Origin of the sequence: Streptomyces sp. NBC_01317 (assembly GCF_035961655.1) — a bacterium.
GTDB lineage: Bacteria > Actinomycetota > Actinomycetes > Streptomycetales > Streptomycetaceae > Streptomyces.
Genome location: NZ_CP108393.1, coordinates 2,078,389 through 2,101,875 on the forward strand (window position 1 = coordinate 2,078,389; position 23,487 = coordinate 2,101,875).

Sequence of the window (23,487 nt, forward strand, 5' to 3'; positions counted from 1 at the left end):
ACAGCTCTCGCCTCGCGGTCGTCTATTTCCCGGACGCAGCGCATCGTGATCGCCGGCGGCTCCCTGCGGTCGGATGGCACGAGGCGGCCACGAAGCGCACCCTCAGCAAGGACGCGACGCCCCGTGCGGCTCGGTGAGCTCAAGCCTTGGCTGACGCGCAATCAGAACGGGCGTCAAGTGAGCGTCAGCCCGTCGCGCACCATTCCCGGAGAAAGTCACCGCAGCTGGCTCAGCCCTCGCGGTCGTGGGTGAAACCACAGGTCAGAGCAGTCTGCCCGGAACGGCACGCACTCCACGTCGTGTACCGGGGGAAGCAGGTCGAACAACCCACGCGAACCGTAAAAACGCAGGTCAGGCACCCTTCTCAGCAGGCTCCAGGATCGCCACGCACTCCACATGATGCGTCATCGGGAAGAGGTCGAAGGCGCGGAGTTTTCGGGGCTTGTAGCCCCCCTCTCGGAAGTACGCCAGGTCTCGGGACAGGGCCGCCGGGTCGCAGGCCACGTACGCGATGCGGCGGGCGCCGAGGGTGGTGATGTGTTTGACGACCTGTTTGCCGGCGCCCGCGCGTGGGGGGTCCAGGACGATCAGGTTCGTCTCCGTGATGTGCGTGCGGGGCAGGACCTGGTCGACCTTGCCCTGTTCGATCCGGACCCGGGGCAGGTCCTGGAGGTTGTGCCGCGCGTCCTCGACCGCTCGCTTGCCCGACTCGATGCCGAGGACCGCGCCGGTCTCGCCCACCCGTTCCGCGATGGCGCCCGCGAACAGGCCCACCCCGCAGTACAGGTCGAGCGCCGTGTCGCCCTTCCTCGGCATCAGGCCCTGCATCACGGCCTCCACCAGCATCTGGGGTGCCTCGGGGTGGACCTGCCAGAAGCCGCCCATGCCGACGCGGTACGTACGGCCGTCCGCCCGCTCGCGGACGAACGCGCGGCCGTGCACCCGGTGCACTCCCCCGTCGTGCTCCTCGACCCGCAGGACCGACACCGGCTTGTCCAGTTCGACCAGCGGCAGCCGGCCGCCCGGCCTCGGCGCCAGGACGACCTGGCGGTCGCCGGAGCCCGACGCGCCGATCGCCTCGACCGTCGCGATCTGCGGCCAACTGCGCTTCTCCACACCCAGTTCGCTGACCGCCTCCGTGGCGATCATGCAGTGGTCGACCGGCTCGATGTCGTGCGAGCGGTGCTTGCGCAGGCCCGCCCTGCCGTCCTCGTCCACCGCGTACTGCACCCGCGAGCGCCACGCCGGCACCTCGCCCGCCGGCAGTTTGTCGCCGGGCGCGGGCATGACCGTCCCGTCCCAGCCCGCCTCTTCCGGCGTCAGGCCCGCGAGCCGCTGGAGCTGCTCGGTGATGACCTCACCCTTGAGCCGCCGCTGCGCGCCCGGCTTGGCGTGCTGCCAGTCGCAGCCACCGCACCGGCCGGGGCCCGCGTACGGACACGGCGCCTCGACCCGGTCCTTGGACGCGTCGAGGATCTCCACCGCGTCGGCGCGCAGGAAGCGGGAGTCCGCCTCGCCCTCCGTCACGCGTACCCGGACCTTCTCGCCGGGCAGCGCGTGCCGTACGAACAGCACCCGGCCCTCGTCGGTACGGGCCACACAATGGCCACCGTGCGCGACGGGACCGACCTCGACCTCGTACTCCTCCCCCACCAGCGACGCCTGCTCGGAAGAAGGCTGCGGTTCTGTCTGCATGAGGGAGTAGCTCCAAGTTCACGGTTCGTGGGTGCGATCACGGGGGGGGTGGGAGTGCTGCACGGGGGGTGGTGTTGGGGGGAGACACGCCTGTGCTCCTGCTCAGCCCACCAGTGTACGTGCGCCCCGTCCCGCCGCCCGCCACCGGCGAAACCCTCCGCGACCCTCAGCCCTTGTTCGTCGGCTCCTTCGGCCTCTCGTCCACCGGACCCCGCCGCACCGCCCCCGGCGCCTGGTACACCGCCCTCTTCTTCGCGCGCTTCTTCGCCCGCTCCGAGGACTCCAGCTGGTACGGCACCGAGGTCACCATCACCCCCGGCGTGAAGAGCAGCCGCCCCTTGAGCCGCAGCGCGCTCTGGTTGTGCAGCAGGTGCTCGTACCAGCGGCCCACCACGTACTCGGGGATGTAGATGCTGACGGCGTCCCGCGGGTTCTCGGTGCGCAGGCCGCGTACGTACTCGATCACCGGGCGGGTGATCTCGCGGTACGGGGAGTCCAGGATCTTCAGCGGCACGTTGATGCCCCGCCGCTCCCACTCCTCCCGCAGCACCTTCGTCTCCGCCGGGTCGACGCTGATGGACAGCGCCTCCAGGGTGTCGGAGCGCATCAGCTTCGCGTAACCGAGGGCGCGCAGCGTCGGCTTGTGGAGTTTGGAGACGAGGACGATCGAGTGCACGCGGGACGGCCTGACGCTGTCGTCGGACGGGCCCTCGGCCGCCGCGATCTCCTCGGCGACCCGGTCGTAGTGCCTGCGGATCGCGGTCATCACGGCGAAGAAGATCACCATACCGAGCAGCGCGACCCAGGCGCCGTGCGTGAACTTGGTCGCCAGGACCACCACGAGCACCAGCCCCGTGAAGAACGCCCCGAAGGCGTTGATGGCCCGGGAGCGGACCATGTGGCGGCGCTTCGCCACGTTCTTCTCGGTCCTGAGGTGGCGGTTCCAGTGCCGGACCATGCCGGTCTGGCTCAGGGTGAAGGAGACGAAGACCCCGACGATGTAGAGCTGGATCAGCCGCGTCGAGTCGGCGCCGTAGATCCAGACGAGCAGCGCCGCCGCGCCGGCCAGCAGGACAATGCCGTTGGAGAACGCCAGGCGGTCGCCGCGGGTGTGCAGCTGACGGGGCAGGTAGCGGTCCTGGGCGAGGATCGAGCCGAGGAGCGGGAAGCCGTTGTACGCGGTGTTCGCGGCCAGGAACAGCACCAGCGCCGTGGCCGCCGCGAGCACCACGAACAAGAACGTTCCGTCACCGAAGACGGCGGCCGCCACCTGGGAGATCACCGGGTTCTGGACGTACCCCTGACCGACCGGGACGCCGCTGCTCCGCAGCAGGTCCGTCTCCGGGAACTCCGCCATCTTCACGTGCGTGGCCATGGCCAGGCCGATGATGCCGCAGAACATGGTCACGGCGAGGCCGCCCATCAGGGCGAGGGTCGTGGCGGCGTTCTTGCTCTTGGGCTTGCGGAACGCCGGGACGCCGTTGCTGATCGCCTCGACGCCGGTGAGCGCGGCACATCCGGAGGAGAAGGCGCGCAGGAGCAGGAAGACCAGCGCGAAGCCGGCCAGTCCCTGGTGCTCCGCCTTGATCTTGAAGTCGCTGGTCGGGGAGTGCATGGTCTCGTTGAGGACAAGACCGCGGAACGCGCCCCAGAGGATCATGAGGAAGACGCCGCCGACGAAGACGTACGTCGGGATGGCGAAGAGCTTGCCCGACTCCCGTACCCCGCGCAGGTTCATCACCGTCAGCAGGATGATGATCCCGACGGCACACGCCACCTTGTTCTCGATGACGAAGGGGATCGCCGAGCCCAGGTTCTCGACCCCGGACGAGATGGACACGGCCACAGTCAGGATGTAGTCGACCAGCAGCGCGCTGGCGACGGTGAGGCCGGCCTTCGGCCCGAGGTTGGTGTTGGCGACCTCGTAGTCGCCGCCCCCGCTCGGGTAGGCGTGGACGTTCTGCCGGTAGGAGGCGACAACCGTGAACATCAGGACCACGACGGCGGCGGCGATCCACGGGCTGAAGTGGTAGGCCGACACACCCGCGACGGACAGGACCAGGAGGACTTCTCCCGGTGCGTACGCCACCGAGGACAACGGGTCGGAGGCGAAGACGGGCAGCGCGATGCGTTTGGGGAGGAGGGTCTCTCCCAGCCTGTCGCTACGCAACGCCCGCCCGATGAGAATCCGTTTGGGCACGTCGGTCAGTTTGGACACGCAAAGGATCGTATGCGTTCGAACGATGAGCTGTGCAGGCAGCACCGCCTACTGAGATGGCGGCAACGGCGGCGTTGCCGCATAAGCTCAGGTGCAGGGGACACCGTATACGGTGTCCCGCCGGTCGCGCGGTATGCCGAGAAGGAAGAGTGAACAGGGTGTTTTCGCAGGTCAGCGAGATGACCAGGACTGCGGGGTAAGCGCACGTGCACATCGTCATCATGGGATGCGGCCGGGTGGGAGCCGCACTCGCGCAGACCCTGGAGCAGCAGGGGCACACGGTCGCCGTCATCGACCAGGACCCCACAGCCTTCCGCCGTCTCGGCTCCGGTTTCGGGGGCCGCCGGGTCAGCGGCGTCGGATTCGACCAGGACACCCTGCGGGAAGCGGGGATCGAGGACGCCGGCGCCTTCGCGGCGGTCAGCAGCGGCGACAACTCGAACATCATCGCGGCGCGCGTGGCCCGGGAGATGTTCGGCATCGAGAACGTCGCGGCCCGTATCTACGACCCCCGTCGCGCCGAGGTCTACCAGCGCCTGGGCATCCCGACCGTGGCCACGGTCCGCTGGACCGCCGACCAGATGCTGCGACGGCTGCTGCCGTCCGGCGCGGAGCCGCTGTGGCGGGATCCGAGCGGCGGCGTGCAGCTCGCCGAGGTGCACACGTCGGCGCACTGGATCGGGCACAAGATCAGCACGCTCCAGGAGGAGACGGGCGTGCGCGTGGCGTTCCTCACCCGGCTGGGCGAGGCCATGCTGCCGACGTCGCAGACGGTGCTCCAGGAGGGCGACCTCGTCCACGTGATGATGCGTACGGACGAGATCGAGAAGGTCGAGGCGTCATTCGCCGAGGGCCCGGACGAAGGCGGGAACTGATGCGCGTCGCGATTGCCGGGGCCGGGGCGGTGGGCCGTTCCATCGCGGGCGAGCTGCTGGAGAACGGTCACGAGATCCTGTTGATCGACAAGGCACCGACCGCCATCTCGGTGGAGCGGGTGCCGTTGGCGGAGTGGCTGCTGGCCGATGCCTGTGAGATCACCTCGCTGGACGAGGCCGCGCTGCAACGCTGCAACGTGGTGATCGCCGCGACCGGCGACGACAAGGTGAATCTGGTCGTCTCGCTGCTCGCCAAGACCGAGTACGGGGTGCCGCGGGTGGTGGCCCGGGTGAACAACCCCAAGAACGAGTGGCTCTTCAACGAGTCCTGGGGCGTCGACGTCGCGGTCTCCACGCCGCGTCTGATGTCGGCGCTGGTGGAGGAGGCGGTGAGCGTCGGCGATCTCGTACGGCTGCTGCGTTTCAGCCACGGGGACGCGAACCTGGTCGAGCTGACGCTGCCGCCGGAGTCCGCGGTGACGGGCACGCAGGTCGGGGACGTGGTCTGGCCCGAGGACACCTCGCTGGTGACGATCATCCGCGGGACGCGTGTGCTGACGCCGAATCCGGAGGAGACCCTGGAGGCGGGCGACGAGCTGCTGTTCGTGGCGGCGCAGGCGCGCGAGGAGCAGCTGGAGGATCTGCTGTCGGTGCTCCGCGAGGAGACGGACTAGGGCCTGCCAAAAGACGGGAAGAACGGCTTCGGGCGCCGGACCTGTTGCGGTCCGGCGCCCGAAGCGCGTCCTGTACGGAATCCCGTACGGAGCGGGCTCTACGCCTCGCGCCGGTGGCTCACCGGGCCGTCCGACGTCCCGGCGGCGGCGGCCTTGCGGGCCTTCTCGGCCTCCTCCTCCGCCTCCATCTCCGCGAACACGTCGATGGGCGGCGGCGCCTTCGCCAGGAAGACCCAGGTCAGCCAGACCGCCAGCAGGAACGGCGGGATCTTGAGCGCCACCAGGACCCAGCCGAGCTGCGCCGTGTCCGCCCACCAGTACAGCGGGAAGAGGATCGCGCACTTGGCCAGCAGGATCAGGCCCCACGCCCAGCTGGCCTTCGCATAGGCCTTCTTGCGGCCGGGGTTACGGGTGCGCCAGGAGAGGTTCTCCTTGAAGACCGGGCCCAGGATCAGCCCGATCAGCGGCACCCCGGCGGCGGCGGTCGCCAGATACGCGACGGCCAGGCCCAGCGTGTAGAGCATGCCCGGCAGGTAGAAGTCCTTGGCGTTGCCGGTCATCATCGCGAAGACGACACCGAAGGCGACGCCGAAGACCCCGCTGAACGCGTGCTTGACCGTGTCGCGGCGGACCAGCCGGACGACCAGGAGCACCAGCGAGACCCCCACGGCGGCGATCGCCGACGTGTGCAGGTCCTTGTTGATCGTGAAGATCGTGACGAAGAGCAGTCCGGGGAGGACCGTCTCCACCATGCCGCGCAGGCCGCCGAAGGCCTCGAAAAGCGCCGCCTCGGTGACGGCCTTCGCGTCGGCCGCCTGCTGCTCCGCCGTGGCGGGAGAGGCGGGTGGGGCTGTCGAGGCGGCGGGCTTGTCGAGTGACGTCACCGGCTACTCCTGTCCGAGCGGTCGGATTTCGTATTTGGGATTGAACAGCACCCGCCGGCCGTGGCTCATGGAGATCCGGCCGGAGGCGATCAGCTTGCGGCCCGGCTCTATGCCCACGATGGAGCGCCGGCCCAGCCACACGACGTCCAGCGGCGCGGTGCCGTCGAACAGCTCCGCCTCCAGAGCGGGGACTCCCGCCCGTGGACGCAGGGTGACCGTCCGCAACGTACCAGCCACCCGGACGATCTGGCGGTCGCTGCACTCGGAGATCCGGGTGCAGCCCGACGCCTGCGTGTCCTCCCGCAGCTCCTCGGACTCCAGATCCTCCTGGGAGCTGGACAGCCGTTCGAGCATCCGGCGGAAGCGGCCGCTCGGCTTCTCAGCACTCATACCTTGAGGGTACCGGGCCCCGGGCTCGGCGTTCGCGGGTCCCGCACCGGGTTTTCGAACCGAGATTCGAACCATGACACGCCCATCCCGTCCTCCCGTCGGCCGAACACTCGCATCAACGTTCGAAGCGGTAGCCCATGCCGGGTTCGGTGACGAAGTGCCGCGGGTGCGAGGGATCCGTCTCCAGCTTCCGGCGCAGCTGGGCCATGTAGACCCGCAGATAGTTGGTCTCCGTGCCGTACGAGGGCCCCCAGACCTCCTGGAGGAGCTGTTTCTGGCTCACGAGCCGGCCCGTGTTCCGTACGAGGACCTCCAGCAGGTGCCATTCGGTGGGCGTGAGCCGTACGTCCCGTCCCTCGCGGTGCACCTTCTTCGCGGCCAGGTCGACGGTGAAGCCCTCCGTCTCGACCAGCGCCACCCCCTCGTCGCCGTCCCCGCCGACCGGTTCCGCGCGCCGGACCGCGGCGCGCAGCCGGGCCAGCAGCTCGTCCATGCCGAAGGGCTTGGTGACGTAGTCGTCGGCGCCCGCGTCGAGCGCCTCCACCTTCTCGTCGGAGGTGTGGCGAGCGGAGAGCACGAGGATCGGGACACGGGTCCAGCCGCGCAGGCCCTTGATCACCTCGACGCCGTCCATGTCCGGCAGCCCGAGGTCGAGGACGACGACGTCGGGGTGGCGGGCGGCGGCGAGTTCGAGGGCTCCGGCCCCGTCGGCCGCCGCGTCCACCTCGTACTTGCGCGCCTTGAGGTTGATCACGAGGGCGCGCACGATCTGCGGCTCGTCGTCGACCACGAGCACCCGGGTCATAGGGGTCTGCCTTTCTGCGGGCCCGGTCATGAGCTGACGCGGGCGGGTTGTCCCGAGGGGGCCGGCGCGGGTCCGGGAGCCGCTCGGAGCGTGAGGACCATGGTCATGCCGCCGCCGGGGGTGTCCTCGGCGGCGAGGGTGCCGCCCATGGCCTCGGCGAAGCCGCGGGCGACCGCCAGGCCGAGGCCGACCCCGGCGCCGCGCGGGGCGTCGCCATGGCGCTGGAAGGGTTCGAAGATGCGGTCCTTGGCATCGTCGGGGACACCGGGGCCGCTGTCCACGACGCGCACCTCGACGCGCGAGCCGAGGGTGCTGGCCGCGACGACGACGGGCTGTCCGTACGGGCTGTACTTGACGGCGTTCTCCACGATGTTGGCGACCGCGCGCTCCAGGAGGCCGGGGTCGACGGCGACCATGGGCAGCGATTCGGGGACGTCCAGGACGACGCTGCCGTCGGGGACACCGCCCAGCGCCATCGGGACGACCTCGTCGAGGTCTATCTCGCGGATCAGGGGGGTGACGGTTCCCGTCTGGAGCCGGGACATGTCCAGCAGGTTCCCCACCAGGTGGTCCAGCCGGTCGGCGCCGTCCTCGATGCCTTCCAGCAGCTCGGCCCGGTCCTCCTCGGACCACTCCACGTCGTCGGAGCGCAGGGAGGTGACCGACGCCTTGATCCCGGCCAGCGGGGTCCGCAGGTCGTGGCTGACCGCCGCTAGCAGCGCCGTACGAATCCGGTTGCCCTCCGCCAGCGCCCGCGCGTGCTCCGCCTCCCCCACCAGCCGCTGCCGGTCCAGCACCACCGCCGCCTGCGCCGCGAAGGCCGCCAGGACCCGGCGGTCCTCCGCCGGCAGCACCCGCCCCGACAGCGCCAGCGCCATGTGATCCCCCACCGGCATGTCCACGTCGGCCGCCTCGGGGCGGTCCACGGGCGCGGGCCCCACACTGCCCGCGCGAGTCCAGGGCTCGACGTCCCCGCCGCGCTCCAGGAGGGCCACCGACTCCATGGCGAAGGTCTCCCGTACCCGCTCCAGCAACGCGTCGAGCGTCGTCTCCCCGCGCAGGACACTGCCCGCGAGGAACGACAGGATCTCGGACTCCGCCCGCAACCGGGCGGCCTGGTGCGTACGGCGGGCCGCCAGGTCCACCACCGACGCGACGGCCACGGCGACCGCGAAGAAGATCGTGATGGCGACGAGGTTCTTGGGGTCCTGGATCGTAAGGGTGTGGGTGGGCGGGGTGAAGTAGAAGTTCAGCAGCAGGGTGCTCACGGCGGCCGAGGCGAGGGCCGGCCGCAGCCCGCCGAGCAGCGCGGACAGCACCGTCAGGAACAGGAAGAGCAGGACGTCGTTGGCGAGTCCGAGCGTGTCGTGCAGGGCCGTGAGCAGGAGGGAGAGCAGGACGGGCGCGACCACCCCGACCAGCCAGCCCCAGATGATCCGCTGGCGGCCCAGGCGCGCGCCGCGCGCCACCGGCAGGCCGCGCCCCTTGGCCACTTCCTCGTGCGTGACGATGTGGACGTCGAGGTCGGGGCCCGACTCCCGGGCGACGGTCGTGCCGACGCCGGGACCGAAGACGTACTGCCACGTCTTGCGGCGGCTGGAGCCCAGCACGATCTGGGTGGCGTTGACGCCCCGGGCGAATTCGAGCAGCGCGGAGGGGATGTCGTCGCCGATGACGTGGTGGAAGGTGCCGCCGAGGTCTTCCACCAGGGTGCGCTGGACGGTGAGTTCCTTGGGCGACACGGCGGTGAGGCCGTCGCTGCGCGCTATGTAGACGGCGAGCACCTCGCCACCCGCGCCCTTCTCGGCGAGGCGGGCCGCGCGGCGGATGAGCGTACGGCCCTCGGGCCCGCCGGTCACGCCCACGACGATGCGTTCGCGGGCCTGCCAGGTGGAGCGGATGTTGTGCTCGCCCCGGTACTCCTGGAGGTATTCGTCCACCCGGTCGGCGACCCAGAGCAGCGCCAGCTCACGCAGCGCGGTCAGGTTCCCGGGCCGGAAGTAGTGGGAGAGGGCCGCGTCGACCTTGTCGGGTTTGTACACGTTCCCGTGGGCCATGCGGCGGCGCAGCGCCTGCGGGGACATGTCGACCAGCTCGATCTGGTCGGCCCGCCGCACCACCTCGTCCGGTACGGTCTCCCGCTGCCGTACGCCCGTTATGGACTCGACCACGTCACCGAGTGATTCGAGGTGCTGGATGTTGACGGTGGAGACGACGTCGATGCCGGCCCTGAGCAGTTCCTCGATGTCCTGCCAGCGTTTTTCGTTGCGGGAGCCGGGGACGTTCGTATGGGCCATCTCGTCCACGAGCGCGACGGAGGGGTGGCGGGCCAGGACGGCGTCCACGTCCATCTCGGTGAACAGCGTCTCCCGGTACTGCAGCTCCCGGCGCGGTACCTCTTCGAGGCCGTGCAGCATGACTTCCGTACGGGACCGGCCGTGGTGCTCGACGAAGCCGACGACGCAGTCCGTACCGCGCTCGACCCTGCGGTGGGCCTCGGAGAGCATCGCGTACGTCTTGCCGACCCCGGGCGCCGCACCCAGATAGATCCTCAGCTTGCCGCGTCCCATGGCCCCATTGTCGTCTTCCGTACGCTCCGGCGCGTCCGGCCCGCGGTGGTCGCCGCGGGCCGGACGGTCCTGAGGATGTGCTGGCGCGGTCAGCCGGCCAGTTCTTTCAGGGCGGTGTTGAGGGCGAGGACGTTCACCGTGGGTTCGCCGATGAAGCCGAGCGTGCGCCCGTCGGTGTGGTCCTCGACCAGCCGGCCGACCTGTTCGGCGGTGAGGTGGTTGCGCTCCGCCACCCGGTTCACCTGGAGCCGGGCGTAAGCCGGTGAGATGTCCGGGTCGAGGCCCGAGCCCGAGGAGGTCACCGCGTCGGGCGGCACCTCGGAGGGCTTGACCGGGTGGCCGGGGACGGAGTTGTCCTTCACCACGGCGGCCTTGGCGTCCTTGACCCACTGGATCAGCTCTTCGTTGTCGCCGGACCGGTTGGTCGCCCCGGAGAGGATCAGCTTGTACTGGGTGTTGACCGAGTTGCCGCCCAGGCCGTTGGAGGGGCGCGGCTGGAACCACTTGAGGTCCGGCGCGGGGGTCTCCTGGCCCTTCTTCAGCGGCAGGTCGTAGCGCTGTCCGATGAGGGAGGAGCCGACGACCCGGCCGTCCGAGGTCACCTCCGAGCCGTTCGCCCGGTGGGGGAAGAGGCCCTGGGCGACGCCGGTGACGGCCAGCGGGTAGAGCACCCCGCACAGGACGGTGAGGACGATGAGGGCGCGCAGGGCGGCCCCGAGGAGCCGTGCGCCGCCGCTTGCGGAGCTGTTCATGAGAGACATGCCGTTCACCCGATGCCGGGGATGAGGGAGAGGAGCAGGTCGATGATCTTGATCCCGGCGAACGGGGCGATCAGCCCGCCGAGGCCGTAGATCCCCAGGTTTCTCCTGAGCATCCGGTCGGCGCTCGTCGGCCGGTAGCGCACGCCCCGCAGGGCGAGCGGCACCAGCGCCACGATGACCAGCGCGTTGAAGACGACGGCGGAGAGGATCGCGGACTCGGGCGAGGACAGGTCCATGATGTTGAGCCGGTCCAGGCTGGGGTAGGCGACCGCGAACATCGCGGGGATGATCGCGAAGTACTTCGCGACGTCGTTGGCGATGGAGAAGGTCGTGAGCGCGCCGCGCGTGATGAGCAGCTGCTTGCCGATCTCCACGATCTCGATGAGCTTGGTGGGGTTGGAGTCCAGGTCCACCATGTTCCCGGCCTCCTTGGCGGCCGAGGTGCCCGTGTTCATCGCCACGCCCACGTCCGCCTGCGCCAGCGCCGGGGCGTCGTTGGTGCCGTCGCCGGTCATGGCGACGAGCTTGCCGCCGGCCTGTTCCCGCTTGATGAGGGCCATCTTGTCCTCGGGGGTGGCCTCGGCGAGGAAGTCGTCGACGCCGGCCTCCTCCGCGATGGCCCGTGCGGTGAGGGGGTTGTCGCCCGTGATCATGACGGTTTTGATGCCCATACGGCGCAGCTCGGCGAATCGTTCCCGCATGCCCTCCTTGACGACGTCCTTGAGGTGGATCACCCCGAGGACCCGGGCTCCCGTGCCGTCCTCCACGGCGACCAGCAGCGGGGTGCCGCCGGCCGTGGAGATCCGCTCGGTGAGCGTCCTGGCCTCCGTGGAGGCACGCCCGCCGCTCTGCTCGACCCAGGCGACGACCGAGCCGGTCGCGCCCTTGCGGATACGGCGGGTGGCGCCGTGCTCCGTGAGGTCGACGCCGGACATCCGGGTCTGGGCGGTGAACGCGACCCACTCGGCGCCGGCCAGTTCGCCCCGGCCGCGCTCGCGGAGCCCGTACCGCTCCTTGGCGAGGACGACCACGGACCGGCCCTCGGGGGTCTCGTCGGCCAGCGAGGAGAGCTGGGCGGCGTCCGCGAGTTCGGCGGCGGTCACCCCGGCGACCGGGACGAACTCGGCGGCCTGGCGGTTGCCGAGGGTGATCGTGCCGGTCTTGTCCAGCAGGAGCGTGGAGACGTCCCCCGCGGCCTCGACGGCCCGGCCCGACATGGCGAGCACGTTGCGCTGCACCAGCCGGTCCATGCCCGCGATGCCGATCGCCGAGAGCAGGGCGCCGATGGTCGTCGGGATGAGGCAGACCAGTAGGGCGGTCAGCACGATCAGGGACTGTCCCGCGCCCGCGTAGACGGCGAACGGCTGGAGGGTGACGACGGCGATCAGGAAGACGATCGTGAGGGACGCGAGCAGGATGTTCAGCGCGATCTCGTTGGGCGTCTTCTGCCGGGCCGCGCCCTCGACCAGCTTGATCATGCGGTCGATGAAGGTCTCGCCGGGCTTTGTCGTGATCTTGATGACGACCCGGTCGGAGAGGACCTTCGTACCGCCGGTGACGGCCGAGCGGTCGCCCCCGGACTCGCGGATGACGGGCGCGGACTCACCGGTGATGGCGGACTCGTCCACGGAGGCGACGCCCGCGACGACGTCCCCGTCGCCGGGGATGATGTCCCCGGCCTCGCAGACGACCAGGTCGCCGATGCGCAGCTCGGTGCCGGGCACCCGCTCCTCGGCGCGGCTCGCGGGGTTCTTCTCCACGAGCCTGCGGGCGACGGTCTCGGTCTTGGCCCGGCGCAGGGTGTCCGCCTGCGCCTTGCCGCGCCCCTCGGCGACGGCCTCCGCCAGGTTGGCGAAGATCGTGGTCAGCCAGAGCCAGGCGGCGATGGCCCAGCCGAACCAGTCCCCGGGGTGGGTGAGGGCCAGGACGGTGGTGAGGACGGAGCCGATCTCGACCACGAACATCACCGGTGACTTGACCATCACCCTCGGGTCGAGCTTGCGCAGCGCCTCGGGGAAGGACGTGATCAGCTGCTTGGGATCGAACAGACCCCCGCCGACGCGGCCGTCCCCCGGGCCGTGGCCGCCGGGTATGTCGCTGTGCGGCGCACGGGTCGGAGTGACAGTGGACATCGGATCCTCGTGCTCGGGACGGACGCTCATGACCCCAGCCCCTCGGCCAGCGGGCCCAGGGCCAGCGCCGGGAAGTAGGTCAGAGCGGTGACGATCAGGATCGTGCCGACGAGCAGCCCGACGAAGAGCGGCTTGTGGGTACGGAGGGTGCCCAGCGTCTCGGGCACCGGTTTCTGTCCGGCGAGCGAACCGGCCAGGGCGAGGATGAACACCATGGGGAGGAAGCGGCCGAGCAGCATGACGATGCCGAGGGTGGTGTTGAACCACTGGGTGTCGGCGTTGAGCCCGGCGAACGCCGAGCCGTTGTTGTTGGCCGCCGAGGTGTACGCGTACAGGATCTCGGAGAAGCCGTGGGCCCCGGAGTTGGTCATGGAGTGGCCCGGGGTGGGCAGCGCCATGGCCACGGCAGTGAAGCTCAGCACCAGCGCCGGGGTGATCAGGATGTAGAGCGCGGCGAACTTGATCTCGCGGGTGCCGATCTTCTTGCCCAGGTACTCGGGCGTTCTGCCGACCATCAGCCCGGCGAGGAACACCGCGATGAGCGCCATGATCAGGATCCCGTAGAGGCCGGAGCCGACCCCGCCCGGCGCCACCTCGCCCAGTTGCATGCCGAGCAGGGCGATCCCGCCGCCGTACCCGGTGAACGAGGAGAGGAAGGCGTTGACCGCGCCGGTGGAGGTGAGGGTGGTGGCCACCGCGAAGATCGACGAGCCGCCGACCCCGAAGCGGGTCTCCTTGCCCTCCAGGGCGCCGCCCGCGTCCTGGAACGCCGTGCCGCCGTGGTGGAACTCCGTCCACAGCATCAGGGCGGTGAAGCCGATCCAGATCACCACCATGGCGGCGAGGATCGCGTAGCCCTGCTTGACGCTGCCGACCATCCGGCCGAAGGTGCGGGTCAGGGCGAACGGGATGAGCAGGATCAGGAAGATCTCGAAGAGGTTGGAGATCCCGTTGGGGTTCTCGAAGGGGTGGGCGGAGTTGGCGTTGAAGTAGCCGCCGCCGTTGGTGCCCAGCTCCTTGATGGCCTCCTGGGAGGCGACGGCGCCGCCGTTCCACTGCTGGGAACCACCGGTGAACTGTCCGACCTCGTGGATGCCCGCGAAGTTCTGGATCGCGCCGCAGGCCACCAGGACGATCGCGCCGATGACGGCGATCGGCAGCAGGATCCGTACGGTGCCGCGCACCAGGTCCGACCAGAAGTTGCCCAGCTCACCGGTGCGGGAGCGGGCGAAGCCCCGTACCAGCGCCACCGCGACGGCCATGCCGACGGCGGCCGAGAGGAAGTTCTGGACGGCGAGGCCGCCGGTCTGTACGACGTGGCCCATGGCCTGTTCGCCGTAGTACGACTGCCAGTTGGTGTTGGAGACGAAGGACGCGGCGGTGTTGAACGCCTGGTCCGGGTCGATGGAGGAGAAGCCCAGCGAGCCGGGCAGACCGCCCTGGACCCGCTGGAGCAGGTAGAGGAAGAGGACGCTCACCGCGGAGAAGGCGAGGACGCCGCGCAGATAGGCGGGCCAGCGCATCTCGGTGGTGGGATCGGCGCCGATGATCCGGTAGACGGCCTTCTCGACTCTGAGGTGCTTGGACGAGCTGTAGACGCCTGCCATGTAGTCGCCGAGGGGGCGGTACGCCAGACCGAGGGCGACGGCGAGCGCGACCACCTGGAGCACGCCGGCGGGGACGGGACCCATCACTCAGAACCTCTCCGGGAAGAGGAGGGCGAGGACGAGATAGCCCAGCAGGGCGACGGCCACGACCAGGCCGGCGATGTTCTCGGCGGTCATAGCTTCGCGACCCCCTTGGCGATGAGGGCCACCAGCGCGAAGACCGCGATCGTGGTGACGACGAAGGCCACGTCGGCCATCGTGTGCTCCTAGATGATTTCCGGGAAATGTGACTTCCTGAGGAAACCTCCTGTGATGAGCGGTCCCGCGGTTGTTGACGGCTCCCATACGTCCCGGGGCACCGGCTTGACGGACTCCTTACGGACGCGCCCGTGATCGCCGGGGAAGACACGGGGAAAGGCACCGGAGACAGCACTGCGGAGAGCACCGGAAAAGGCCGGTGGGCCGCACCCCGGGGACGGGAGCGGCCCACCGGCCACACGTGGAGAGAGCTGGTACGGCGGAGGTCAGCGCACCTCGGTGATCTCCGGGCCGCGCTGGAGCGAGCCCATGCCACCGGAGAAGCGGGATCCTTCCTGCTCCTCCTGCTGGACACCCTCGGCGACCATCTGCGCGTCGTCGGGCAGCTTGAGGACGATCGGGTCACGCGGCGCCATCGGTCCGTCACCACGCACGACGACGGTGTCCCGGAAGATCTGCTCCAGGAGGCCCGCCGCCTGGGGCTGGACGGCGCCCTGGCCGGAGATCACCCCGCGCAGGAACCAGCGGGGGCCGTCGACACCGATGAAGCGCACCAGCTGGATGCCGCCGGTGCCGTCCGGCAGCTGTACGGGCACCTGGGCCCGCAGCTCCCAGCCCAGGGGGCCCTCGACCTCGTCGATGATGCCGCCCTGCTGGGTGATGCCGGAGGCGATCTCCTCGCGTACCTCGCCCCAGATGCCTTCCTTCTTGGGCGCCGCGAAGGCCTGGAGCTGGACCGCGCTGTCGCGCAGGACGATGGTGGCGGCGACGATCGCGTCACCGGCGACCTCGACGCGCAGCTCCATGCCGTCGACCCCGGGCACGAAGATGCCGCCCAGGTCGACGCGGCCCTCGTCGGGCTTGGAGACCTCCGAGATGTCCCAGGGGCCGTCGGGGCGGGGCGCCGGGGGAAGATTCACCCGGCGGGAGCCCGACGCGGCCTCGCTGTCGTCCGCGTCGGCGCCGTCAACGCCGCCAACGCCGTCGAACTGCTCGGCCTCGCCTGCCGCGTCCGCCGCGTCCTCTGCGGAACCACTCTTCTTGCGACCGAACACGTTACTGTCCTTCCCGGTCTGATACGACCGAAGCGTATCGATTCCCACCCTGTGCGCCGCCCACGGAGGCGTGGCCCCCGGTGGACCCGAAGCCCCCTTCGGCCCGCGCGGACCCGGGAAGCTCCGCCACCTCGTGGAAGCGCACCTTCTCGACCTGCTGGACGACCAATTGGGCAATCCTGTCCAATCGTTCGAACCGCACACCCTCGCGCGGATCGAGATTGACGAGGATCACCTTGATCTCTCCACGGTACCCGGCATCCACGGTCCCTGGGGCATTCACCAGGGCGACACCGCAGCGGGCGGCGAGCCCCGAGCGCGGGTGCACGAAGGCCGCGTACCCGTCGGGCAGCGCGATCGACACCCCCGTCGGCAGCACGGCCCGCTCGCCCGGGGCCAGCTCGGCGGCCTCGGTGGTCACCAGATCGACCCCGGCGTCGCCGGGATGCCCGTACGCGGGCAGCGGGACCTCGGGATCGACCCGGCGGATCAGTACGTCAACGGGGGGACGGCTCATGGGTTCACCTCGGCGGCGCGGGGGGCGCCCGGTGTGGTCCGCCGGTGGCGGCACAGCGGCGGCACGTTACTCACAGCCGCAGACCTTACCCGCGCGGTGGTCCCCGGACAGCACCGTGCCAAGCTTGCGCCCATGGAGCCATCCGCCACGCGCTACGACGAACGTCTGACCGCGCCCCGTTCCTGGTGGGCGATCGCCGCCCTCACCGGGGTCGCGGGCGGTCTGATCCTGCTGCCTCTCGGGCCACTGCCGCTGCTGGGCGGAGTGATCGTCGCGGGGGCGTTCGCCGCCGTGCTGGTCAGCTCCTACGGATCGGTACGGATCCGGGTCGTCGCGGACTCCCTCGTCGCGGGCGACGCCCGCATCCCGGTCACGGCGCTCGGCGAGGCCGAGGAGCTGGACGAGGAGGAGGCGCGGGCCTGGCGGCTGCACAAGGCCGATCCCCGGGCCTTCATGCTGCTGCGCAGCTATGTGCCGACCGCGCTGCGGGTCCAGGTCACGGACCCGGACGACGCGACTCCGTACCTCTATCTGTCCACCAGGAACCCGCGGGCTCTGGCGGCGGCGCTGGAAGCGGTACGGGCGGGCTGAGCGCCGCCCCCAGGACCGGGCGGCCGGCCCGGGCCCCGGGGGGCCGGCTCAGAGCCCCAGCTCCTTGGGCAGCTCGGGCGGCAGCTCCTTGGGCCGCTCCAGCGGGGGCAGCTCGGGCAGCGCCTCCCACGGCACCTGCCGGGAGCGCAGGTCCTTGCGGACGCGCCCCGCGACCTTCTGGGTGTCACGGCGGTTCATCATCGCGCCGACCGCGGCGCCGATCATGAACGGGACCAGGTTCGGCAGGCTGCGGACGGTGCGCTTCATGATCTGCTGGCGCAGCTCGCGCTTCATCCGGCCGCTCAGCGCGCTGTTGATCGTCGACGGACGCGTGACGTCCACCCCGCGCTCCTCCGTCCACGCGGTCAGATAGGCGAAACCGCGCTCCTTGGCCGTGCCGGGCGGCCGCTGTCCGTAGACCTCGTGCAGCTCCGCGATGAGCTTGAGCTCGATCGCGGCGACGGCGGTGATCTCCGCCGCCAGCTCGGCGGGCATCGCGGGCGGCACGGGCAGCATCGCCGCCGCGCCGATGCCCGCGCCCACCGTCGAGCTGCTGTTCGCGGCGCCCGCGATCAGCTTGTCGGCCAGTTCCTCGGGTCCGAGACCCGGGAACTGGCGGCGAAGCGTCGCCAGATCGCGGACCGGGACCCGAGGAGCGTTCTCGATGATCCGGTCGGCGAGATGGCCGAGCGCCGCCTTGGCGCCCACGCCTCCTTTGCGTACTCCCCGTGTGACGGCTGCCAGGCGCCGGCCCTTGGTCCTGGGGCCGTCGTGGTCGTCCTGGGCCGCTTCGAGCGAGACCCGAGGGTCTCGCTCGTCGTCGTCCGGGCCCGGAAGGGGCAGGAGAGCGGAGTGCTCGGCGGGAGGCTGAGGGCCTCCTGCCGGGCCTGAGCCGCTCTCGAACGCCTCCGGTGGACCCGCAGGGCCGAAGCGCCGTTTCCAAGACGGTGAGTCGCCTGTCACGGCCGGCCCGCCCTAGTCGCAGTCGCGGCAGATGGGCTGACCGTTCTTCTCCCTGGCCAACTGGCTGCGGTGGTGCACCAGGAAGCAGCTCATGCAGGTGAACTCGTCGGCCTGACGGGGCAGCACACGGACGGAAAGCTCCTCGTTGGAGAGATCCGCGCCGGGCAGCTCCAGGCCTTCAGCCTGCTCGAACTCGTCGACGTCGACCGCCGAGGTCGACTTGTCGTTCCGACGGGCCTTCAGTTCCTCAAGGCTGTCCTGATCGACGTCGTCATCGGTCTTGCGTGGGGTGTCGTAATCCGTTGCCATGTCGCTCTCCCCCTCTGGGTTTCTGTGGTGTCTCCAGCGCACGTAACGCGTGAGAGGCCGGACTTGTGCCCGACCTGAGGCGGAGATTTTGCCTCACATCAAGGTCTGTTACTCAATCGACACCCAATCGCACTCCTGCTGAGTGATCGACTGCGGGTGGCGAAGGGGACCGTACACGGTCCTGGGGTCGTGCTACACGGGCGCCACCCCGTGTACTTCCCGTGATCCGGGGCCCTGGAAACCCGGACTTTACCGGCTTTCCGAAGGTGGCTTGATCACAGAGAGTGGATGGGCGGGAATTCGACCCTGTGATCGATCACACAACCCCCAACCTGGCAGGGGCCCCGAAAATTCCGCGCAAAGCGAACAAAAGCCAGCCTCGTCCGGAATGCCGCGAGCAGCATCTCAGACCGGGAGGGTGACCCGCATCACGAGACCACCGCCCTCGCGGGGCTCCGCGATGATACGGCCGCCGTGGGCCCGGGCCACGGACCGGGCGATCGACAGGCCGAGGCCCACGCCCTTGTCGCTGCCGGTCCTTTCGGTACGGAGCCGGCGGAACGGTTCGAAAAGATTGTCGATCTCGTAAGCGGGAACGACCGGCCCCGTGTTCGACACCAGCAGGACCGCCTGTCCCGGCTCCAGCGCGGTCGTGACCTCCACCCAGCCGTCCTCCGGCACGTTGTACCGAACGGCGTTCTGGACCAGGTTGAGCGCGATCCGCTCCAGCAGGACGCCATTGCCCTGGACGACCGCGGGCGCCCGCTCCCCGCGGATGACCACGTTCTTCGCCTGAGCCTCACCGAGGGTCTGGTCGACCGCGCGGGCGGCCACCTCGGCGAGATCGACCGGTTTTCGCTCCACGAGCTGGTTGTCGCTGCGGGCGAGCAGCAGCAGGCCCTCCACCAGTTGCTCACTGCGCTCGTTGGTCGCCAGCAACGTCTTGCCGAGCTGCTGGAGTTCACTGGGCGCGCCCGGGTCCGAGAGGTGGACCTCCAGCAGCGTCCGGTTGATCGCGAGGGGCGTACGCAGCTCGTGGGACGCGTTCGCGACGAAGCGCTGCTGCGCCGTGAAGGCACGCTCCAGCCGCTCCAGCATCTCGTCGAACGTGTCCGCCAGCTCCTTCAGCTCGTCGTCCGGGCCGTCCAGCTCGATCCGCCGGGACAGGTCGGAGCCGACCACGCGGCGTGCGGTACGGGTGATCCGGCCCAGCGGCGAGAGCACGCGGCCCGCCATCGCGTACCCGAAGGCGAACGCGATGATGCTCAGGCCCACCAGGGCGAACAGCGAGCGGGTGAGCAGGTCGTCGAGCGCCTGGGCGCGCTGGTGGTTGACGCAGCTGTTGATCGCCGCGTTGAACTCGTCGGGGGTGGGCCGGTCGTTGGGGAACGAACAGGTGTCGCTGCTCACCGACCCCGAGACGATCTTGAAGGGGAGGTTGCTGCCCACGTGCAGGGCCTGCGCCGCGAGCAGATAGATGATCGAGAGCAGCAGGATCCCGGCGATCAGGAACATCCCGCCGTACAGCAGCGTGAGACGTATACGGATCGTCGGACGCACCCACGGCAGCGTCTGGTCGGGCCGCCTGGGGTCCCAGGTCGGCTTCGGAGGTGCCGAGGGCGGCACCGGGTTGGTCGCCACCGGCGTCAGATCCGGTAACCCGAACCGGGGACCGTGACGATCACGGGCGGTTCCGCCAGCTTGCGGCGCAGGGTCATGACCGTGACGCGCACGACGTTCGTGAACGGGTCCGTGTTCTCGTCCCACGCCTTCTCCAGCAGCTGCTCGGCCGAGACGACCGCGCCCTCGCTGCGCATCAGGACCTCCAGCACCGCGAACTCCTTGGGGGCGAGCTGGATCTCCTTGCCCTCCCGGAAGACCTCGCGGCGGTTCGGGTCGAGCTTGATCCCCGAGCGCTCCAGGACGGGCGGCAGCGGCACCGTCGTCCGCCGGCCGAGCGCGCGGACGCGGGCGGTCAGCTCGGTGAAGGCGAAGGGCTTGGGCAGATAGTCGTCCGCGCCCAGCTCAAGGCCCTCGACCCGGTCGCTGACGTCGCCCGAGGCGGTGAGCATGAGGACCCGGGTGGGCACCCCCAGCTCCACGATCCGGCGGCAGACGTCGTCGCCGTGCACCAGGGGGAGGTCGCGGTCGAGCACCACCACGTCGTAGTCGTTGACCCCGATCCTCTCCAGGGCGGCCGCGCCGTCGTACACGACGTCGACGGCCATGGCCTCCCGGCGCAGTCCGGTGGCCACCGCATCGGCGAGCAGTTGCTCGTCCTCGACGACGAGTACGCGCACGTCGCTGTTCCTTCCTCTGGTCGCCCGCCACCTGGGATCAGGGCAGGTCGTCGCACTGGGTGTGCGCCCCCATCCTGCCCGCTACGCCCGTAAACCGGCGGTAAGACGAGACCGGGCCCCTGCTGCCGCACGGCGGACGGCCCCCACCGGGCACGACGGGAATACTCAGGATTCTTTGAAGAGTTGAGGTTTCTTGAAGACGGAGCCTGGGGAAAACGACTTCACATCCGAGATCACGCCCTGTTTGTGGCATGTCAGGTCCCACAACTGCCCCCCAGAAGGCAGTGGGCGCGTGATCACCCGCCGTCGGCACACCCCCGTGCCATCGACCACGACGTCGGCACACCCCCGTGCCACTGACCCACGACGAGGGGGCGCAATGGACGCATTCACCGCAGGGCTGCTTCAGCGTATAAAGGCCACGGAAACTGATCTCACCCATGCCCGGGAAGCGGGAGACGACTTCCTCGCGGACGTCGAGCAGGAAGAGCTGGACGATCTGCGCCGGCTCGCCGCGGAACATGGCGTGGAGGTCGGCGCGGCCAGCGTCTGACCAGCCCGTACGACGAATTCCGACGCATACCACTACTGATGAACACTTCTGAGAAAACACACGAACCACACGCATCACACGGATGAACACAACAGAGATCAGCCCCGGTGCCGAGGGGACGGCACCGGGGCTGTTCCGTGTGTCACGGCGGCTCAGTCGTGCCAGGCGCCGTACTCCTCCAGCAGTGCCTGGAGCGGCTCGAACACACCGGGCGGGGCGGCCACCGTCAGGTCCCACGCCGGCCGCTCGCCGGGCCGGCCGCCCGTGAGCGCGCCCGCCTCCCGCGCGATCAGGTCCCCGGCCGCCAGGTCCCACGGGTGCAGCCCGCGTTCGTAGTAGCCGTCCAGCCGGCCCGCCGCCACGTCACAGAGGTCGACGGCGGCCGAGCCGCCCCGCCGGATGTCCCTGAGCTGCGGGATCAGGCGATGGGCGATGTCCGCCTGGTGGGCGCGGACGGTGGTGACGTAGTTGAAGCCCGTCGACACCAGGGCGCGCTCCAGCGGCGGGGCCGGGCGGCAGCGGACCTGCCGGTCGTTGAGGAAGGCGCCGCCGCCGAGGACGGCCCGGAAGGTCTCGCGGCGCATCGGGATCTCCACCACGCCCACCAGCCGCTCCCCGTCGCGCTCGGCGGCGATGGAGACGGACCAGGTCGGCAGGCCGTAGAGGTAGTTCACCGTGCCGTCCAGCGGGTCGATGACCCAGCGGATGCCGCTGGTGCCCGCCGAGCTGGCGCCCTCCTCGCCGAGGAAGCCGTCGTCGGGGCGGTGTTCGGTCAGGTAGCCGGTGATCAGCTTCTCGGCGGCGATGTCCATCTCGGTGACCACGTCGATGGGGCTGGACTTCGTGGCGGCGACGGCGAGGTCGTCGGGCCGCCCGTCGCGCAGGAGCGCGCCCGCCCGCCGCGCCGCCTCCAGGGCCAGGGCCAGCAGTTCACCCGTGAGGGGGTCGGTGGCCGGTGCGTCGGCGGGTACGTCGTGCGAGGGATCGTCGGGGGCGTCGTGCGGTACGTCGGTCACAGCGGGCTCCTTCAGGCGTACGGACTGTCGGCGCCCGCGGCGGCGGGCCGCGGGGCCCGGGCCGGGCAGCAACCGACCGGGCAGAGGTCGTGGCTGGGGCCGAGCGCCCCCAGGGCGCAGCGCTCCACCGGCTGCCCCCGTTCGGCGGCGGCCCGCTCCAGCAGGAGATCACGTACGGCCGCGGCGAAGCGCGGGTCCGCGCCCACGGTGGCCGAGCGGCGGACGGGCAGGCCCAGCTCCGCGGCCTTGGCGGTGGCCTCGGTGTCGAGGTCGTACAGGACCTCCATGTGGTCCGAGACAAAGCCGATGGGGGCCATCACGACGGCGGGGACGCCCTGTTCACTCAGCGTCTCCAGGTGGTCGCAGATGTCCGGTTCGAGCCAGGGGATGTGGGGGGCGCCGCTGCGCGACTGGTAGACGAGCCGCCACGGATGCTCGACGCCGGTCTCCGCGCGGACGGCGTCCACGATCACCCGCGCCGCGTCGAGGTGCTGGGCGACGTACGCGCCGCCCTCGCCGTGCTCGTCCACGGGGCCCGAGGTGTCGGCCGCCGCGACCGGGACGGAGTGGGTCGTGAAGGCGAGGTGCGCCCCCGCCCGTACGTCCTCGGGCAGGTCGGCCAGGGAGGCGATCACGCTGTCGGTCATGGGGCGCAGGAAGCCGGGGTGGTTGAAGTAGTGCCGCAGCTTGTCCACGCGGGGCGGTTCGATCCCCTCGCCGACGAGGGTGGCGAGGGCGTCGGCGAGGTTCTCGCGGTACTGGCGGCAGCCCGAGTAGGAGGCGTACGCGCTGGTGGCCAGGACGGCGATCCGGCGCCGGCCGTCCTTGGCCATCTCCCGCAGGGTGTCGGTGAGGTAGGGCGCCCAGTTCCGGTTCCCCCAGTAGACCGGCAGGTCCACGTCGTGCGCGGCGAAGTCCTCTCGCAGCGCGTCCAGGAGGGCGCGGTTCTGTTCGTTGATCGGGCTGACGCCCCCGAACAGGAAGTAGTGCTTACCCACTTCCTTGAGCCGCTCCTCGGGGATGCCGCGGCCCTTGGTCACGTTGGCCAGGAACGGAACCACGTCGTCCGGTCCTTCGGGGCCGCCGAAGGACAACAGGAGCAGGGCGTCGTACGGGGTGGTGGGGTGCTGTTCGGGCATGTTTTGATCCTGCCATCCGCCGGGGTACGGCGGATCACCGCCGCCCCCGGGGCGTTGCCTTCGGGCCACCCGGCCCTGTCGGCCGGCCCGCGGCGGAAAAAGCGATGGGCACGCCCGGAATCCGGTCGTAGGCTGTGGCCGCCTCAGTGATTCCCTGAGTGTTTCCCTGCCGGAG

22 protein-coding genes are annotated in these 23,487 nt (G+C 70.3%); 4 read left to right on the top strand and 18 right to left on the bottom strand.

The window, feature by feature from the left end; all coding sequences use genetic code 11:
• Positions 1-351: 351 nt before the first annotated feature.
• Entirely contained in the window at positions 352-1,695 is a 1,344-nt protein-coding gene (locus OG349_RS08705) for a class I SAM-dependent RNA methyltransferase (RefSeq protein ID WP_327234078.1), read from the bottom strand.
• A gap of 166 nt (positions 1,696-1,861) precedes the next feature.
• A complete protein-coding gene (locus OG349_RS08710) occupies positions 1,862-3,913 on the bottom strand; it encodes an APC family permease (protein ID WP_327234079.1) in 2,052 nt (683 codons plus the stop codon).
• 206 nt (positions 3,914-4,119) lie between these two features.
• On the opposite strand from OG349_RS08710, the gene OG349_RS08715 reads away from it, so the two are divergent.
• Both OG349_RS08715 and OG349_RS08720 read left to right on the top strand, forming a co-directional pair.
• Positions 4,120-4,788 (top strand): potassium channel family protein, encoded by a 669-nt coding sequence (locus OG349_RS08715; protein ID WP_161308300.1) that lies wholly within the window; start codon positions 4,120-4,122, stop codon positions 4,786-4,788.
• Positions 4,788-5,462: a potassium channel family protein gene (locus OG349_RS08720; RefSeq protein WP_327234080.1), complete on the top strand. Its 675-nt coding sequence runs from the start codon at positions 4,788-4,790 to the stop codon at positions 5,460-5,462. Before OG349_RS08715 ends, OG349_RS08720 begins: the two co-directional genes overlap by 1 nt.
• 98 nt (positions 5,463-5,560) lie before the next feature.
• On the opposite strand, the gene OG349_RS08725 is transcribed toward OG349_RS08720, so the two are convergent.
• From OG349_RS08725 to dut, 10 genes are all read right to left on the bottom strand, one after another.
• A complete protein-coding gene (locus tag OG349_RS08725; RefSeq protein WP_327234081.1) occupies positions 5,561-6,346 on the bottom strand; it encodes a DUF3159 domain-containing protein in 786 nt (261 codons plus the stop codon).
• A 3-nt stretch (positions 6,347-6,349) separates the two neighbouring features.
• Complete coding sequence (locus OG349_RS08730) at positions 6,350-6,700, bottom strand: OB-fold nucleic acid binding domain-containing protein (protein ID WP_388336682.1); 351 nt, start codon at positions 6,698-6,700, stop codon at positions 6,350-6,352.
• Between the two features lie 151 nt (positions 6,701-6,851).
• On the bottom strand, positions 6,852-7,541 hold the full coding sequence (locus OG349_RS08735; RefSeq protein WP_161308296.1) for a response regulator: 690 nt from the start codon (positions 7,539-7,541) through the stop codon (positions 6,852-6,854).
• 26 nt (positions 7,542-7,567) lie between these two features.
• Complete coding sequence (locus OG349_RS08740) at positions 7,568-10,111, bottom strand: sensor histidine kinase KdpD (protein ID WP_327234082.1); 2,544 nt, start codon at positions 10,109-10,111, stop codon at positions 7,568-7,570.
• Between the two features lie 89 nt (positions 10,112-10,200).
• A complete protein-coding gene (locus OG349_RS08745; protein ID WP_327234083.1) occupies positions 10,201-10,863 on the bottom strand; it encodes a potassium-transporting ATPase subunit C in 663 nt (220 codons plus the stop codon).
• Between the two features lie 14 nt (positions 10,864-10,877).
• Positions 10,878-13,004: a potassium-transporting ATPase subunit KdpB gene (kdpB, locus tag OG349_RS08750; protein ID WP_442806370.1), complete on the bottom strand. Its 2,127-nt coding sequence runs from the start codon at positions 13,002-13,004 to the stop codon at positions 10,878-10,880.
• Positions 13,005-13,030: 26 nt separating this feature from the next.
• Complete coding sequence (gene kdpA, locus OG349_RS08755; RefSeq protein WP_327234085.1) at positions 13,031-14,695, bottom strand: potassium-transporting ATPase subunit KdpA; 1,665 nt, start codon at positions 14,693-14,695, stop codon at positions 13,031-13,033.
• 3 nt (positions 14,696-14,698) lie between these two features.
• The gene (gene kdpF, locus OG349_RS08760) at positions 14,699-14,788 is read right to left on the bottom strand and encodes a K(+)-transporting ATPase subunit F (protein ID WP_167025832.1); all 90 of its coding nucleotides are present in this window, start codon (positions 14,786-14,788) and stop codon (positions 14,699-14,701) included.
• Between the two features lie 347 nt (positions 14,789-15,135).
• Positions 15,136-15,924 (bottom strand): DUF3710 domain-containing protein, encoded by a 789-nt coding sequence (locus tag OG349_RS08765; protein ID WP_327234086.1) that lies wholly within the window; start codon positions 15,922-15,924, stop codon positions 15,136-15,138.
• Position 15,925: 1 nt separating this feature from the next.
• On the bottom strand, positions 15,926-16,441 hold the full coding sequence (gene dut / locus OG349_RS08770; protein WP_327234087.1) for a dUTP diphosphatase: 516 nt from the start codon (positions 16,439-16,441) through the stop codon (positions 15,926-15,928).
• Between the two features lie 132 nt (positions 16,442-16,573).
• Between dut and OG349_RS08775 the strand changes: the two genes are divergently transcribed.
• Positions 16,574-17,032: a DUF3093 domain-containing protein gene (locus OG349_RS08775; protein WP_327234088.1), complete on the top strand. Its 459-nt coding sequence runs from the start codon at positions 16,574-16,576 to the stop codon at positions 17,030-17,032.
• Positions 17,033-17,080: 48 nt separating this feature from the next.
• Here the strand turns inward: OG349_RS08775 and OG349_RS08780 are convergent, their stop codons facing one another.
• From OG349_RS08780 to OG349_RS08795, 4 genes are all read right to left on the bottom strand, one after another.
• Entirely contained in the window at positions 17,081-17,995 is a 915-nt protein-coding gene (locus OG349_RS08780) for a hypothetical protein (protein WP_327234089.1), read from the bottom strand.
• Positions 17,996-18,007: 12 nt separating this feature from the next.
• Positions 18,008-18,304: a DUF4193 domain-containing protein gene (locus OG349_RS08785; RefSeq protein ID WP_030350183.1), complete on the bottom strand. Its 297-nt coding sequence runs from the start codon at positions 18,302-18,304 to the stop codon at positions 18,008-18,010.
• A 405-nt stretch (positions 18,305-18,709) separates the two neighbouring features.
• On the bottom strand, positions 18,710-19,945 hold the full coding sequence (locus OG349_RS08790; RefSeq protein ID WP_327234090.1) for a sensor histidine kinase: 1,236 nt from the start codon (positions 19,943-19,945) through the stop codon (positions 18,710-18,712).
• Positions 19,946-19,950: 5 nt separating this feature from the next.
• A complete protein-coding gene (locus OG349_RS08795; protein WP_161312429.1) occupies positions 19,951-20,604 on the bottom strand; it encodes a response regulator transcription factor in 654 nt (217 codons plus the stop codon).
• A 379-nt stretch (positions 20,605-20,983) separates the two neighbouring features.
• On the opposite strand from OG349_RS08795, the gene OG349_RS08800 reads away from it, so the two are divergent.
• Positions 20,984-21,157: a hypothetical protein gene (locus tag OG349_RS08800; RefSeq protein ID WP_167025849.1), complete on the top strand. Its 174-nt coding sequence runs from the start codon at positions 20,984-20,986 to the stop codon at positions 21,155-21,157.
• A 152-nt stretch (positions 21,158-21,309) separates the two neighbouring features.
• On the opposite strand, the gene OG349_RS08805 is transcribed toward OG349_RS08800, so the two are convergent.
• Together OG349_RS08805 and OG349_RS08810 are read right to left on the bottom strand one after the other, a co-directional pair.
• Positions 21,310-22,086 carry an inositol monophosphatase family protein gene (locus OG349_RS08805; protein WP_327238497.1) on the bottom strand — a complete coding sequence of 259 codons (777 nt, stop codon included), beginning with the start codon at positions 22,084-22,086 and terminating at the stop codon, positions 21,310-21,312.
• A gap of 98 nt (positions 22,087-22,184) precedes the next feature.
• A complete protein-coding gene (locus OG349_RS08810; protein ID WP_327234091.1) occupies positions 22,185-23,312 on the bottom strand; it encodes a ferrochelatase in 1,128 nt (375 codons plus the stop codon).
• Positions 23,313-23,487 lie beyond the last annotated feature (175 nt).

What these genes read in the sequence shown, in the direction of transcription:
- OG349_RS08775 (WP_327234088.1), top strand. Translation starts at nt 16,574, where the DNA reads ATGGAGCCATCCGCCACGCGCTACGACGAACGTCTGACCGCGCCCCGT.
- OG349_RS08735 (WP_161308296.1), bottom strand. Translation starts at nt 7,541, where the DNA reads ATGACCCGGGTGCTCGTGGTCGACGACGAGCCGCAGATCGTGCGCGCC.
- OG349_RS08740 (WP_327234082.1), bottom strand. Translation starts at nt 10,111, where the DNA reads ATGGGACGCGGCAAGCTGAGGATCTATCTGGGTGCGGCGCCCGGGGTC.
- OG349_RS08785 (WP_030350183.1), bottom strand. Translation starts at nt 18,304, where the DNA reads ATGGCAACGGATTACGACACCCCACGCAAGACCGATGACGACGTCGAT.
- OG349_RS08810 (WP_327234091.1), bottom strand. Translation starts at nt 23,312, where the DNA reads ATGCCCGAACAGCACCCCACCACCCCGTACGACGCCCTGCTCCTGTTG.
- OG349_RS08800 (WP_167025849.1), top strand. Translation starts at nt 20,984, where the DNA reads ATGGACGCATTCACCGCAGGGCTGCTTCAGCGTATAAAGGCCACGGAA.
- OG349_RS08745 (WP_327234083.1), bottom strand. Translation starts at nt 10,863, where the DNA reads ATGAACAGCTCCGCAAGCGGCGGCGCACGGCTCCTCGGGGCCGCCCTG.
- OG349_RS08705 (WP_327234078.1), bottom strand. Translation starts at nt 1,695, where the DNA reads ATGCAGACAGAACCGCAGCCTTCTTCCGAGCAGGCGTCGCTGGTGGGG.
- dut (WP_327234087.1), bottom strand. Translation starts at nt 16,441, where the DNA reads ATGAGCCGTCCCCCCGTTGACGTACTGATCCGCCGGGTCGATCCCGAG.
- kdpA (WP_327234085.1), bottom strand. Translation starts at nt 14,695, where the DNA reads ATGGGTCCCGTCCCCGCCGGCGTGCTCCAGGTGGTCGCGCTCGCCGTC.
- OG349_RS08730 (WP_388336682.1), bottom strand. Translation starts at nt 6,700, where the DNA reads ATGCTCGAACGGCTGTCCAGCTCCCAGGAGGATCTGGAGTCCGAGGAG.
- OG349_RS08720 (WP_327234080.1), top strand. Translation starts at nt 4,788, where the DNA reads ATGCGCGTCGCGATTGCCGGGGCCGGGGCGGTGGGCCGTTCCATCGCG.
- kdpB (WP_442806370.1), bottom strand. Translation starts at nt 13,004, where the DNA reads ATGTCCACTGTCACTCCGACCCGTGCGCCGCACAGCGACATACCCGGC.
- kdpF (WP_167025832.1), bottom strand. Translation starts at nt 14,788, where the DNA reads ATGACCGCCGAGAACATCGCCGGCCTGGTCGTGGCCGTCGCCCTGCTG.